The organism is Microcoleus sp. POL10_C6 (assembly GCF_036701585.1).
Classification (GTDB): Bacteria; Cyanobacteriota; Cyanobacteriia; order Cyanobacteriales; family Microcoleaceae; genus Microcoleus.
This window is the reverse complement of sequence record NZ_JAUBRB010000059.1, coordinates 24,025-39,077: the sequence shown is the minus strand read 5'-3', so window position 1 is coordinate 39,077 and position 15,053 is coordinate 24,025. Positions and strand designations below refer to the sequence as shown.

Sequence of the window (15,053 nt, the reverse complement as noted above, 5' to 3'; positions counted from 1 at the left end):
CATCGGTAACGCCAACACCAACAACCAACAACATCCCCAATGACGACTGCATCTGCGATGACATTGCCTATCCCAACTTAAACCAACCTAACTCAGTTGAAAACACCATACTTGGTGTATCGTCCATTCAAATAGGCACTGCCCAAAACGAGGAATTTCTCGGCACTAACAACGGCAATATATTCGATGCCAAATCAGGGAATGACAACTTATATGGTGGTGCCAGCAACGACATCTTTAATGGCAATCAAGGCAACGACTTCATCACCGGAGGAAAAGGTGACGACATCCTCTATGGAGATGAAGGAAACGACATCGTTCTTGGCGAATTTGGCAACGATTTAATCTTCGGAGGCAAAGGCAATGACTTGTTACATGGCCGCGAAGGTATTGACATCATTTATGGCAATAAAGATGATGACTTCATCGATGGTGGCAAGGATAATGACACCTTATTTGGAGGCAAAGGAAATGACATCGTGCTTGGTAGTCAAGGTGATGACTACCTGTTTGGACAGTTAGGTTCGGATACTATCTGCGGCGGTGAAGGTAATGACTTAATTAGCGGTAACGAAGCAGCCGATATCCTGGGAGGATGTGAAGGAAATGATACTCTTTATGGAGGGGAAGATAATGATACTCTCCTGGGGGGGAAAGGCTCTGATATCCTTTACGGAGACTTGGGTAATGATAGTTTGATTGGCGGTAGTGGCAATGATATCTTTGCCTTAAAAGCTGGTCAAGGATTTGATATAATCGCTGATTTTACCGTGGGTCAAGATTTGATTGGATTAAGCGGCGGTTTGAGTTTTGGTCAGTTAGCCATAACTCAAAATACTCAGGGAACTCTGATCAAAAATGTCTTGACCGGAGAGGAGTTAGGTGTGATGATTGGAGTGAGTGCCAATTCGATTACATCGGCTAATTTCCTGCTGGTTTAAAGAAAGGAAGGAAAAGTGCGATCGCCCATTCGATAAAATCAGGGCGATCGCACTTAACCCAAATCAACATTTATCGGCGTTCATCTGCATCAATCCGCCGCCATCGGCGGTTAAAATTCCCTACCTACTATTACGGCAATTTCACTTCTGTCTCCTGACTGATAACTACTGGCTGCGATAAAGTAGGCTGAGATTCTGCCACATTCAACTGACCGCCACAACAGCGCAATTCGTAAAGTTTTGCATTAATTTGATACTCATACTGACTCAATAACCTTGCATAAATATAGCCAGCTTTTCCATCCAAAAAGCCGAGCTGAATAAAGTAAAATAACATAAATCTGAGCATTGGTTTAAAAGGCAGCCGCACCCAAACTTTTTTGAGAAAGCGTTTTCGCTGCACTGCATCTCCAAATAAGTGAGCGCCAATAGTACCGCTGTCGTCGCGCCCTTCAATTATATTGTAATAAACACGAGCTTCCCAATTAGAATATCGGTTGTGCCGTTCTATCCAGTGAAATAAATCGCGGTAATCCTCGTGGATCATGTCATTTTTTAAGTAGCCGACTTGACCAGCTAAAATGACGTGTTCGTGAACTTCGTTGTCGCCAGTATTGGGGACGGATTCAGTGCCTAGATTTTCGTAACGGCCTTTTTGATGCTTGAACAAACGCAAATTCCAGTCGGGATATCGGCCGCCGTAACGCAGCCATTGACCTAAAAAGAAGACTTTGCGGTTGAGGTAGTAGCCGTCAAAATTGGGGTCTTCGATCGCCCGCGCGATTTCGTCCCAAAGTTCTGGCGGGATGCGCTCGTCGCAATCGACAATTAATACCCATTCGTTGCGAAATGGCAGATTGTCCAATGACCAATTTTTCTTTTTCGGCCAGCGGTTGTCAAAGTAAAACTGCACAACTTTTGCGCCGGTGCTGATGGCAATTTCCACCGTACGATCGCTACTTTGGGAATCAACCATGAAAACTTCATCCGCCCTGGCAATGCTGGCCAGACACGCAGGTAGATTAAGTTCTTCGTCTTTTGCCGGAATGAGAACTGAAACCGGAATCTTGGATGAACTAGATGTCATAATCGAGTGCTTGAACCTAAATGCGGTCGAGTTTTGGTGAATGAAGTGCGATCGGCACAGCCGCGCCGACGACTTGAGCAGCGAGGGATATTGCCTATAGCCTAATGCCTACTGGTCGATTTCGGTGCAAAAATTAGGCCGCGGATGGCTGCGCTCAAATAACCGATTTGACCCCAGGCAAAAACGAAATTTTCAAAGCGCAGCCCTGGATCTCTAATATATTTAAAAGACTTCCAGACACCCCTCAAGATTCTTTCACCCCCCCGCCCAAGCTGAGCAATACCGGCTCGATCGGACAATTGTTCGCGATAACACTCGCTGATGCCTTGCCACCACCCGCGCTCTAGGAACCAAGCTTTGTTGAGCCTTTCTGCTGCGACATGGTGAAGCACCAGGGCCTCCGGTAGATAAACTACTTGCCAACCTAACTCTAAAGCTAATTCTGTGGCCCGCAACTCTTCATTTGACAGCAGTTTGGTGCCGACTCTACCGAGTTTGACATCGAAGCCGCCAATTTGTTCGAGAAAAGCGCGCCGGATTGAGTAGTTTACTCCCCTGGGAGTCAAACCGGGAGCAGTCACGTACAGGCAAGTATCGCCTAAATCATATGCTCCCAAGTTCTGGGCCAATCCGGGTGACAGCCATTCGGGCGGGCTGACTCCAGAAGGCCAGAGCAAATTGACTTTGCCACCAGCTACGGCGAGTTTTTGATTGCTTTGATAAGCTGCGTGCAGCACCCTGAGCCAATTCGGCTCAGCAATAGCGTCGTCGTCGAGATAAGCTAATATTTCGCTGCGAGCTTGCTTAGCGCCGGTATTCCGCGCCACTGACAGACCGATTTCGGGTTCCCAGACGTACTTGAGGCGGCCATCGCCCAGTCTTGCTTCTACTACCTCGCGGGTGCGCGAAATCGAACTTTCGGGGCTGGCATAATCGCTAGAAGCGTTATCCACTACTACTACTTCAAAGTTGTCGGGAAAATCCTGTACCAGCAAGCTGTCGATCGCCCCACCTAAATAGGCGGCGCGATTGTGGGTGCAAATAATCGCTGAGATCTGAGGATGATCTGGCATAAATAACAGCTTGGGAAATACGGGGGTTCTCGATCGACTTACTCTGATATTGTCTCAGCAATGCTATTATCGCTTAAAAAGCATTTGGTAGTTGGCAGTTTAAATGATAATTGGTAATTGGTAATTGGTAATTGGTAATTGTGTTTAATCCTTTGTATCTGACTAATGACTGCTGACTAATAACTAATGAGTAACTCAGAACCCACCACATCTAGACAATTAATCTTAGTAACTGGGCCCGCCCGGAGTGGCAAAAGTGAATGGGCCGAAAATCTGGCGGCGGGTTCGGGAAAACAAATAATCTATGTGGCTACCAGTCGCGTTGATGAAGCGGATTTGGAGTGGCTTCGTCGCCTCGAGCAGCACCGAAATCGCCGTCCTGTTGATTGGACAACTCTAGAAGTGCCGATCGAATTATCGGCCGTTGTGCAAGCCGGCAAGCCCTCAGATTGCTTGTTAATTGATTCTCTGGGAACTTGGACAGCAAATCTTTTGGAACAAGAAACTGCTGTTTGGGCTACTACGCAGCAAGATTTGCTAGCCTGTTTGAAGTCGGCGGCGGCTGATGTAATTTTGGTAGGGGAAGAAACCGGATGGGGTGTTGTGCCTGCTTATCCGGCGGGGAGGCTATTTCGCGATCGCCTCGGCACTCTCGTCCGCCACATCGGGGCGATCGCCGATACTGTTTATCTCGCCACCGGAGGTTACGCCTTGAATCTCAGCGCTTTGGGTACCCCGCTGCCGCCCGTAGCGAAAAATTAACAGCCGGAGTCGCGATCGACAAGAGAGAAAAAATATCGGTTTCCCGAACGACAATTTTAACTGAAAATCAGGTAGAATTTTAACTAAGATTGAAAACTAAACAGTCACATAAATTAGTCAAAAAAACCTAATCCCTAGGGGGAACTGCCCAACAATTTGACATGAGGAATAGCCAAATATTGAAATGATGTAAAAGCTAAAATGTCTCTTAAGAAAGAGTGCTAATTTCAAATTAAAAGTCTAAAATTATCAATTAGTTGAAGGGTAGACTAAAAGTTATGGCATCAGATAGTGAAGTAAGAAAATATCTTGCTTACTGGTTTCAGTTAGGCAAAAAAGTATTAATTCGCAACGGTTCCGAAGCGCTGCTGCCCAAATCGGTAAATGCCGGCGATCGCTACAGCCAGGAATTTGAAGACTGCTGGCAAAAAATCATCTCCCGCGACAGCGGAGACTGTTACCTCGAAGGCACAAACGAAACAATTGCCCAACTGCTGACACCAGCTTGGGAAATCAGTGGCTGCGCGCGCTGCGCTATGCCCGTAGTGTTCAAACAAACCGGAATGCCCCCGGAGTTCTGTCCCTGTAACGACTTACCGAACTGGCCCGATACCGAAATGCCCCAACCTCGATCGCCCGTCAGCAGCCAATCGCAACTATCAGGCATTCGCGATCGACTCCAAAGATCCAGCGGGGAGTAAGTATATATAAGAAGGAAGAAGGGTCTTCTTCCTTAAATTGTTACAATATATTTACAATGCTTCACACTAGGTCTGATTTATGAATGTCAAGACAGTATCGCCAGCCTCCCCGCCAACTTATGTAAATTCAGGGACTCAGGCTGTACTCGGCAATCTCCAAGATGCAAATACAATTCCCCTGCAAGCAGTACCAGTATCACTAGAGACGGAGGTCGCCACTCCCGAACCGCTCAAATCAGCCAGAGACATAGCTTTCGAGTTAGCCGGAGATGCTGTTCGGTACGATCCAGTGGCGATCGCAGCCCTGTACCGAAATCGACCCCTACAAGTCTGGGGAAGGCTGTCGAGCGTTGTTTGGACATTTTTTAGCTTTGCCTTCAGTGTGTGGTTCGACGGCAAAACAGGTCGTACCGCCACCAACGAAAAGCGTCGCGCCGTCCGACTGCGGGAAATTCTCGGCCAACTCGGCCCAGCTTTCATCAAAATCGGACAAGCACTTTCAACACGGCCCGACTTAGTACCGCCAGTATATTTAGAAGAACTAACAACGCTGCAAGACCAATTGCCAGCATTTCCGAACGAAGTAGCATATCAATTCATCCAAGAAGAATTGGGCGCCCACCCCAAAGACATCTACGCAGAAATCAGCCCAGATCCGATCGCAGCAGCATCTCTGGGACAAGTCTACAAAGGCAAACTCAAAACCGGAGAAACAGTCGCAATCAAAGTCCAGCGACCGGGTTTAGCCGAAAACATCGGCTTAGATATCTACATCCTGCGACGCCTTGCAGTTTGGGCACAAAACAACTTCAAAATAATTCGCAGTGACCTCGCAGGAATTATGGACGAATTGGGCGAGCGCATTTACGAAGAAATGGACTACACCCATGAAGGTCAAAATGCCGAACGGTTTGCCCAACTATACGGCCACATCAAAGACATTTATGTTCCCAGCATCTACTGGGAATATACCCGTCGCCGCGTCTTAACAATGGAGTGGATCACCGGCATCAAACTCACGAATTTAGAAGCCGTTAAAGCTCAAGGAATTGACGCTCCTTACTTAATTGAAGTGGGGGTGCAATGCTCTCTCCGACAACTCCTAGAACACGGTTTCTTTCACGCCGACCCACATCCCGGCAATCTTTTGGCAACTCCTGATGGTCAATTAGCTTATCTCGATTTCGGGATGATGAGCGAAGTTAAACCTTATCAGCGATACGGCTTGTTGGAAGCTGTGGTGCATTTGGTGAACCGCGACTTTGAAGGTTTAGCAAAAGATTATGTCAAGTTGGAATTTTTAACGCCAGATACCGATTTGACGCCAATTATTCCAGCTTTGGCGGGCGTATTTAACAATGCTTTGGGTGCTAGCGTTGCCGAACTCAATTTCAAAAGCATTACTGACGAGCTTTCGGCGGTGATGTACGAATATCCTTTCCGAGTTCCAGCTTACTATGCTTTGATTATTCGATCGCTCGTCACGTTAGAAGGCATTGCCATCAACGTTGACCCCGAATTCAAAGTGTTGAGCAAAGCCTATCCTTACGTAGCAAAACGGCTGTTGAGCGACCCCGCACCGGAATTGAGAGCATCCCTGCAAGATTTGCTGTTCAAACAAGGCGAATTCCGCTGGAACCGCCTAGAAAACTTGCTCAACAATGCCCGCGAGAGCGACGATTACGATGTCAGCAAAATCTTGAACCAAGCATTAGAATATTTATTTTCCGAAAGAGGAGATTTCATTCGCGATCGTATTGTCCTGGAATTAGTCAAGAGTCTCGACACACTTTCCAGCAACGCCTTTGCTAACGCCAAATCTGTAGTCGGCGAATGGTTTGGAGTCAAGGCAAATCAACCTGTGGTTTCACCGACTGAACAAAAAAACCTAGAACACATCAAGCGGATTTGGGATATTTTGCAATCAACTCCCGGTTTTGACGGCATGAAAGTATTGCAGCTACTGCCGCAGTTGTTGGTGAAACCAGAAGTGCAGAATATGGGGCAGAAAGTAGTCGGCGGTTTAGCTCAAAGAGCAGTTGCTAGGGTTATTCGCGAGTTTTTGCTTTCCTCCGAACCCGCAGCGATTCCCGAAAATGGAAGTTATCCTAAAACTTCGCCTCAGTTGTCTTTACCTGCGGCGAAGTAGTGGATTGGGAGTTTTTTGACCGCAGATATTAGCAGATAAACACAGATGAACGCAGATGGAATTCCGTCTGCGTTCTTTTAATTAAGCTCATGCTGTAGCGGCTGGTAATATCGTTTCCGGTAGCATCGGAATTATATCATGTTCGATCGAACGACCGCGATTTTTGTAGGGTTCCCCTCACCAAGAATATCTGCCAATAATTGACAATCTCAAAAACCCGCCCGACCGGGATATTATAATTAATCGATCGCACATGATATTAATAGACATTGGGTTCCCAGAGATTTTCTGGGCATTTCTACGATCGCAGAGTTAATCATGGGTAGTGTCGCTTGAACTCAGAAGATCGATCGACAAATCAGGTAAAATCCAAAATTGCGTTAAGAGGCGATAATGGAACCTCTGAGCTACCGCCCCTGAGCTACCGATGGTGGAAGTATGAATGCAGTCGAAATCGAAGAAGCAGTTTCCAGGCTCGCTGAAGCGCCCTTTGACTCGGAAGAGTTCCCCTTTGCCTTCCTCGAAGCCTTTGGTAACAAGCCGACGACTCTCAAGCGGCTCAAAAGCAAAAGCGGTGGCTCCAACCAATCGGATCTCGGTGGCGTGCTCCAGCGCAACAATATCCATGTAAAGGTTTGCCCGGAAGGCGAGGTGACAAACACCCTCACAGCGTTGCGGGATAGTGCCGCGACGGCTCGGTATAAGGTTAAGTTTATCCTGGCCACCGATGGCAAAAGTTTTGAGGCGGAAAACCTCGCTGATGGGGAGATAGTCGCTTGCGATTACCCGGACTTTCACAACCATTTCGGTTTTTTCCTGCCCTTGGCGGGCATTACGACAGTCAAGCAGATCCGGGAGAATGCCTTTGATATCAAGGCTACGGGGCGCCTCAACCGCCTGTATGTGGAGCTGCTGAAGGAGAACCCGGAGTGGGACAAGGCCGATCGCCGGGAAGCGTTAAATCACTTCATGGCGCGACTAATCTTCTGTTTCTTTGCGGAGGATACGAATATCTTTCACAGCAATGCCCTCTTCACTGCCACGATCGAACAAATGAGTGCGAGTGATTCGTCGAATACGCACGAGGTGCTGTCGGAGATGTTTCGGGCGATGTGTACGCCGCTTAAGGATCGGGAGGCGGCGAAGATTCGCAATTGGGCAGATAGATTCCCCTATGTGAATGGAGGGCTGTTTTCGGGTGGGGTGGCGGTGCCGCGTTTTAGCAAGATTGCCCGATCGTACTTACTTCATGTTGGCAATCTGGACTGGACGAAGATTAATCCCGATATTTTCGGGTCGATGATTCAGGCGGTGGCGGATGATGAGGAGCGGGGTGCGTTGGGGATGCACTATACGAGTGTGCCGAATATCCTCAAGGTGTTGAATCCGCTGTTTTTGGATGGTTTGCGGGAGCAATTGGAGGCAGCGGGGGATAATGCCCGCAAGCTGCTAAATCTGCGGCAGCGGATGGCGCGGATTCGGGTATTTGATCCGGCTTGTGGGTCTGGGAATTTTCTGGTGATTGCGTATAAAGAGATGCGGGCGATCGAGGCGGAGATTAATCGTCTTCGGGGTGAGGGCGATCGCAAGTCTGAGATTCCGCTGACGAATTTTCGGGGAATTGAATTGCGTCACTTTTCCTGTGAGATTGCGCGGTTGGCGTTGATTATTGCCGAGTATCAATGTGATGTGTTGTATCGGGGGCCGAAGTTGGCGCTGGCGGAGTTTTTGCCTCTGAAGGATGATAACTGGATTACCTGTGGGAATGCGTTGCGGTTGGATTGGTTGAGTCTTTGTCCGCCGACAGGAACGGGGGTGAAGGTGCAGCGCGAGGATTTGGATTTGTTTGGGGAGATGCGGGAAGTGGCGGAGATTGATTTTGAGAATGAGGGAGGGGAGACTTATATTTGCGGGAATCCACCGTATCTTGGCTCCAAGTGGCAAACCGACGAGCAGAAAGCCGAACTAGGAGCCATTTTGGGTGACCGCACAAAGAGCTGGAAATCTCTTGATTACGTCGCTGGTTGGTTTATGAAGGCGGCGGATTACGGAACGCAAACAAATTCTGCTGCTGCTTTTGTATCTACGAATTCAATCTGTCAGGGGCAACAAGTACCGATCTTATGGCCGCTAATTTTTGAAACCGGACATGAGATCGCCTTTGCTTATACTTCTTTTAAGTGGTCAAATCTAGCCAGTAATAATGCAGGAGTAACAGTCTCGATTATTGGAATTACGAGTGAGCCTGGATCTACACGGCGTTTATTCTCTCTCACTGAAGAAGGAACCCTTGTTGAGCGCAGTGTGGAATACATCAATGCGTATCTTATCGGTGGCTCAAACTCTACTGTTGAACAGATACGAAATCCACTATCAGAGTTATCGCCTATGCTGTTTGGTAATATGCCAAGGGATGATGGGAATTTCATATTAAATGGGGATAAACGAGCAACTTTATTAAAAAATAATCCTGAGCTTAAAAGGTTTATTCGACCCTACCTTGGTTCAGAAGAAATGATACAGGGTAAGCGTAGATGGTGCATTTGGATAGAGGATTCAGATTTAGCCATTGCAAATGAACAACCATATTTGAAAGAAGTCCAAGAAAAAGTTAAACAATTTCGTCTTGCTAGTAGAGCAGAATCTACACGCGATTTTGCTTCACGCTCTTATCGGTTCGTACAAATCGCAGGTACTGCAAGAAATCATTCTCTCGTAGTTGCAAAAGTCTCATCAGAAAGAAGGTACTACATTCCAATAGACTTATTAGATGGTAATGCAATTGCAAGTGATCTTCTATTTGCCCTCTACGATGCCCCACTCTGGAATATGGCGCTAATCGCCTCCCGCCTGCACCTAGTCTGGATCGCCACCGTCTGCGGCAAGCTAGAAACCCGATATCGCTACTCCAACACCCTCGGCTGGAACACCTTCCCCGTCCCCACCCTCACCGAGCAAAACAAAGCCGACCTCACCCGCTGCGCCGAAGACATCCTGCTAGCGCGAGAGCACTATTTCCCAGCCACGATCGCCGATATGTACGATCGCGATCGTATGGATACCGAATTCCCTCTGGTTAGGGAAGCGCACGATCGTAACGACGAAATCCTGGAACGAATCTACATTGGTCGCCGCTTCAAAAACGACACCGAACGCCTCGAAAAACTGTTTGAATTGTACACAAAAATGACCAGTCAGCCAGCGCCCCTCAACAAGTCTGCCAAACGTAAAACCAAAGGAGAAAAATGATGATGGCAAAAGATTTAACTTCATCGCCACTCGATCGCCAAAATATTCTCAACAATCGCTATGCCCTAGAAAAAATAGAAGAATACTTAGGATTAGGAGGCACTTACTATGAAGAAGAACTGCTATTTACCAAACAACAACTGATTGAAATTTTCGGTATCAGCGAAAGTACAATTGAAAAGTATCTATCCAGTCACAACGATGAGCTGAAGACTAATGGCTATAGGGTGCTACGAGGCCAGAAACTTCGAGATTTCAAGGCTTTGCTGGATGTCTCCGTAACTGATTACGGTAACAAAACCCCGACATTAGGTGTGTTCACCTTTCGGGCAACCCTCAATCTAGCGATGGTGCTGGTAGAGAGCGATCGGGCCCGTGCAATTCGATCGCGCATCTTAGATATCGTCATTGACGTAATGGCAGAACGGGCAGGCGGACATACCAAATATATTAACCAGAGAGATAACAATTACTTACCAGCAGTCTATCAAGAATTTAGCTATCGTAAAACCTTTACCGATGCCCTTGATAATTACCTCGACATGGGTAAATTTAAGTATGGCATTTACACCAACAAAGTGTATCAGATTGTTTTCCGAGAGAAAGCCGAAGAATATAAGCAGATATTAAGTTTGGGTAAAAACGATTGTCCCCGTGATACCATGTATGCCGAAGTTCTCATCGCCATTGCCAGTCTAGAGAATGGTTTGGCAGCAGAATTGAAAGCCGAGTCAGAAAAGGTGGGACGAAAGCTGAAACAGAAAGAGGTTGATTCGCTATTTGAATCGGCAGAGGAAAACCCCTATCTAAAACCCATTATTGAAGATGCCCGCATCAAAATGGCCAGTCGCGATCTAGGCTTTCGGGATGCTCTGCATCAAAAATTAGAAGCCTATATCCAAAGTGTTCCAGAGAGTGACTTTGAGAAATTTTTAGGAGAAACCAGCCGTTCTTTAGAAGAGCAACTTTCCGATCCGGCTCTTTTGGCTGTATTTAAGCGATTGAAGGATCGGTAAGTTATGGCAGCAGCTTTTTTTTACTTTGACATTCACTATGCGATCGAGCTGCATGATTGGATTATCGAAAACTCAGGCGGCTTTCCGGGTTCTAATAATCCGAGTCTACTAGAGAGCGCATTAGAACATATTCAAAACGATCTCTATTATCCTGAGATTCACCACAAGTTAACTCACCTAGTTTTTGCTGTCAACAAGTTTCATGCTTTTTATGACGGAAATAAACGCTCTAGTATTGCATTGGGAGCTTATTTTCTAAAGCTCAATGGTTACGATTTTGTGGTAAGAAAGTTTGTCCTAGAAATGGAAAATATCGCCGTCTGGATAGCAGAAGGAAAAATTTATAAAGAGTTTTTATTAGAACTGATTGAGTCTCTTATTTTCGAGGAAGATTTCAGTGAAGAACTTAAGTTTAAGTTAGCGCTTGCTGTCATGGGCGATATTGATTCTAATGGTTAGCTTAGCTAGAGCAGAGTCGTTACCTCCCTTTTTGGGCGTAAAAGTGCTTTAACGCAAATCGATGCTGGCGAGTATCGAAGTCTAAAACGCATACATATCAACAAAAAAGTGCTTAAATGCAAACCGATTTTAGCAAGTCTCAAAGAAAAAAACTCCCACCCATGAGCAAACCGATCGCGATTCCCTCAGTTTCCGTCACCTACGCCCAGGATGGCACCTCCACCCGCCCCAACGCCCTCGGTATGCGCCCGATGCAAGAACGCGCCTACCAAAAGCGCGGCGAACAATACCTCCTGATCAAATCGCCCCCCGCCTCCGGCAAAAGTCGCGCATTGATGTTCATCGCCCTCGACAAACTAGAGAACCAGAACCTCAAACAAGCTATCATCGTCGTGCCAGAAAAGGCGATCGGCTCCAGCTTCCACGATGAGCCGCTGAGTCAGTTTGGCTTTTGGGCCGATTGGCAAGTTGAACCGAAGTGGAATCTCTGCGACGCACCGGGAAACGACGGCGGCAAAGTGGGCGCGGTGCAGAAGTTTCTAGCCAGCAGTTCCAAGATTCTGGTCTGCACTCACGCCACATTCCGCTTTGCCGTGGACAAATTCGGTATCGAAGTCTTAGACGATCGCCTAATCGCCATAGACGAATTTCATCATGTTTCGTCCAACCCAGACAACAAGCTGGGCGATCGTGTCCGCCAACTCATGGCCCGCGACAAAACCCACATCATAGCCATGACCGGCTCCTACTTTCGCGGCGATGCCGAAGCTGTGTTGCACCCCGAAGACGAATCCCGATTCGATACCGTCACCTACACCTACTACGAACAGCTCAACGGCTACCAATACCTCAAGCAACTCGACATTGGCTACTACTTCTACGCGGGTAGCTACACCGACGAAATCGTGCAGGTGCTAAACCCCAAAGAGAAAACCATCCTGCACATTCCCAACGTCAACTCCCGCGAAAGTACGAAGGACAAGATCCGCGAGGTGGAGCACATCATCGAGGAACTGGGCGAATGGCAAGGCACCGACCCCAAGACGGGATTTCAACTGGTTAAAACCGCCGACGGCACGATTCTCAAAATCGCCGATCTCGTAGACGACGACCCCACCAAACGGGATAAAGTCGCCACCGCCCTAAAAGACCCCACCCATAAGAACAATCGCGATCGTGTGGACATCATTATCGCCCTCGGCATGGCGAAAGAAGGTTTTGATTGGATCTGGTGCGAACACGCCCTGACGATCGGCTACCGCTCCAGTTTGACAGAGATTATTCAGATTATCGGTCGTGCCACCCGCGATGCACCAGGGAAAACCCGCGCTCGGTTCACCAACCTGATTGCCGAGCCGGATGCCGCCGAATCTGCCGTCACCGAGGCAGTGAACGACACGCTCAAAGCCATTGCAGCCAGCCTACTGATGGAGCAAGTGCTCGCGCCACGCTTCGAGTTCAAACCCAAGCGTCCCGACAATCAACCAACACCGGGCTTCGACTACGGGGAAGATGGTTACAATCCTGGCAAGTGCAACGTGGGCATCAATCCAGAGAGAGGCCTGATTCAAATGGAAATTAAGGGATTAGCCGAACCCAAGAGCCCGGAAGCCGAACGCATCTGCCGCGAAGACTTGACCGAACTGGTGACGGCATTTGTCCAAGATAAGCCCGCGATCGAGCGCGGCCTATTTGATGAAGAACTGGTGCCGGAAGAACTCACCCAAGTTCGCATGGGCAAAATCGTCAAAGAGAAGTTCCCAAATCTAGAAGCGGAAGATCGAGAAGCCGTCCGCCAACACGCGATCGCCGCCCTAACCCTTGTCCAACAAGCTAAAAAAACCATGAACGAAAGTGGTGGGCTGTACGCCACAAATCCTGGTGGTGGGGAAGCAGCGAAAAACACCTCACTCCTCGATGGGGTGAGGAAGTTCGCCCTATCGGTAACAGACCTCGATATGGATCTGATCGATCGCATCAACCCCTTTGGCGAAGCCTATGCCATCCTGGCTAAGTCCATGAGCGAAGAACGGCTCAAGCAGGTGGCAGAAGTCATTGCGGCTAAGCGAGTAACCCTTAGCGTGGAAGAAGCGCGGGAATTAGCCAAACGGGCGCTGCGGTTCAAGCAAGAAAAAGGCAGGTTGCCCTCTCTCACAGCAGTCGATCCCTGGGAAAAACGGATGGCAGAAGGAGTTGCCTTCCTGCAACGCAAAGTGAAGGAGGAAACTAATGCCTAAGTACACCACCGATGATGATTTGGAATTGCTCGGTGAATTGGGCATGGACATGACCCCCGAACCCTCCGGCCAGCGTTCTGCCAGAGAAGAGCGGATCATCGCAGGCTTTGAGGAGATCGAGCGGTTTGTGGAAGAATATGGCAGACTGCCCCAGCATGGGGAAGATCGCGATATCTTCGAGCGGCTTTATGCAGTACGGCTCGATCGCCTGCGAGAATCGGAGGAATGTCGCGCCGTCTTGGAACCGCTAGACTCACGCGGACTGTTAGATGCTGAGACTGATGCCAGCCTGAGCACAGTTCGCGATCTCACAGATGAAGCACTGCTGGCCTCCCTGGGAGTCGATGCAGCCTCAGAGAACGACGTTACCCAGCTTACTCATGTGCGATCGCGCAGCGAAATCAAAGCAGCGGAGGAAATCGCCCAACGTACTCCCTGCCAGGACTTTGATGAATTCAAACCCATCTTTGACAAAGTGCAACGGCAATTGCAGTCGGGGGAACGGCAAACCATCAAATACCAGGACTATGCGGCCGTAAAGGAAGGTGATTTGTTCATCCTTGATGGGCAGAAGGTGATGGTGGTCGATATGGGTGAGCCGTTTGTCAGCGACTATGGTCGATCGGACTGCCGGCTGAGGGTGGTTTATGACAATGCCACCGAGAGCGATTTGCTGTTGCGATCGCTCCAGCGTGCTTTAAATAAAGACAAGGCCAGCCGCCGCATCACCACCCCAGATTTCGGCCCCCTGTTTTCTCACATTGAAGCAGCAGACGACTTACCAACTGGGTACATTTACGTGCTCAGGAGCCAATCGGATCATCCCTTCATTGCTGAGAATCGGTCTGTCATTCACAAGATTGGTGTCACCGGAGGAGACGTAAAAAGCCGAATTGCCAACGCCAAGAAAGACCCCACCTATCTGCTAGCAGATGTGGAAATCGTCGCAACATTTAAATTGGCAAATATGAACCGGAAGCGACTTGAGGCACTCCTTCAGAAGTTCTTCGCCAGCGCTCGATTGGATTTGGAATTACAGGATCGCTTCGGTATACCAGTGCAGCCAAGGGAGTGGTTCCTCGTTCCACTAGAAGTCATTGAGGAGGCGATCGAAAAAATCAAGGAAGGAACCATCGATCAATTCCGGTACGATCGGGAAACAGCAACTCTCACGCGATCGTAAGGCTCGATCGCAACAATAGCTAATATCAAATCCCGTAGCATAATTATTCATATCTCTCTTCTCTCCCTCTGTGTCCTCTGTGTTCTCTGCGGTTAAATCATGACCATACAACGGTCAACGATACAACCCGGATTTGGTATTACAAACCGAAAAAACTGCAAAAAACCCGGTTTCTTCAAGAAACCGGGTTTTTATC

Annotated in this window: 11 protein-coding genes; 9 read left to right on the top strand and 2 right to left on the bottom strand. The window is 48.2% G+C overall.

The window, feature by feature from the left end; all coding sequences use genetic code 11:
- A partial coding sequence (locus QUA34_RS24865) for a calcium-binding protein (RefSeq protein WP_333389746.1) occupies nucleotides 1-941 on the top strand: 941 nt, incomplete at its 5' end.
- Between the two features lie 130 nt (nucleotides 942-1,071).
- Here QUA34_RS24865 and QUA34_RS24860 read toward each other — a convergent pair.
- Together QUA34_RS24860 and QUA34_RS24855 are read right to left on the bottom strand one after the other, a co-directional pair.
- Nucleotides 1,072-2,028, bottom strand: coding sequence for a glycosyltransferase family 2 protein (locus tag QUA34_RS24860; protein ID WP_333389744.1), 957 nt, complete (start codon nucleotides 2,026-2,028; stop codon nucleotides 1,072-1,074).
- A gap of 101 nt (nucleotides 2,029-2,129) precedes the next feature.
- Entirely contained in the window at nucleotides 2,130-3,101 is a 972-nt protein-coding gene (locus tag QUA34_RS24855) for a glycosyltransferase (protein WP_333331799.1), read from the bottom strand.
- Nucleotides 3,102-3,287: 186 nt separating this feature from the next.
- On the opposite strand from QUA34_RS24855, the gene cobU reads away from it, so the two are divergent.
- The 8 genes from cobU to QUA34_RS24815 all read left to right on the top strand — a co-directional run bounded on the left by cobU (nucleotide 3,288) and on the right by QUA34_RS24815 (nucleotide 14,857).
- Entirely contained in the window at nucleotides 3,288-3,863 is a 576-nt protein-coding gene (gene cobU, locus QUA34_RS24850) for a bifunctional adenosylcobinamide kinase/adenosylcobinamide-phosphate guanylyltransferase (protein ID WP_333389742.1), read from the top strand.
- 278 nt (nucleotides 3,864-4,141) lie between these two features.
- Nucleotides 4,142-4,564: a hypothetical protein gene (locus QUA34_RS24845; RefSeq protein WP_333389740.1), complete on the top strand. Its 423-nt coding sequence runs from the start codon at nucleotides 4,142-4,144 to the stop codon at nucleotides 4,562-4,564.
- 79 nt (nucleotides 4,565-4,643) lie between these two features.
- Complete coding sequence (locus tag QUA34_RS24840) at nucleotides 4,644-6,713, top strand: AarF/ABC1/UbiB kinase family protein (RefSeq protein WP_333389738.1); 2,070 nt, start codon at nucleotides 4,644-4,646, stop codon at nucleotides 6,711-6,713.
- A gap of 438 nt (nucleotides 6,714-7,151) precedes the next feature.
- Entirely contained in the window at nucleotides 7,152-9,962 is a 2,811-nt protein-coding gene (locus QUA34_RS24835) for a DNA methyltransferase (protein WP_333389736.1), read from the top strand.
- Nucleotides 9,959-10,978 (top strand): DNA-binding protein, encoded by a 1,020-nt coding sequence (locus QUA34_RS24830; RefSeq protein WP_333331787.1) that lies wholly within the window; start codon nucleotides 9,959-9,961, stop codon nucleotides 10,976-10,978. The genes QUA34_RS24835 and QUA34_RS24830 overlap by 4 nt, the downstream gene beginning before the upstream one ends.
- Before the next feature lie 3 nt (nucleotides 10,979-10,981).
- Nucleotides 10,982-11,437 carry a type II toxin-antitoxin system death-on-curing family toxin gene (locus QUA34_RS24825; RefSeq protein ID WP_333331785.1) on the top strand — a complete coding sequence of 152 codons (456 nt, stop codon included), beginning with the start codon at nucleotides 10,982-10,984 and terminating at the stop codon, nucleotides 11,435-11,437.
- 116 nt (nucleotides 11,438-11,553) lie between these two features.
- Entirely contained in the window at nucleotides 11,554-13,674 is a 2,121-nt protein-coding gene (locus tag QUA34_RS24820) for a DEAD/DEAH box helicase (RefSeq protein ID WP_333389734.1), read from the top strand.
- The gene (locus QUA34_RS24815) at nucleotides 13,667-14,857 is read left to right on the top strand and encodes a GIY-YIG nuclease family protein (RefSeq protein WP_333389732.1); all 1,191 of its coding nucleotides are present in this window, start codon (nucleotides 13,667-13,669) and stop codon (nucleotides 14,855-14,857) included. The genes QUA34_RS24820 and QUA34_RS24815 overlap by 8 nt, the downstream gene beginning before the upstream one ends.
- Nucleotides 14,858-15,053: the final 196 nt, after the last annotated feature.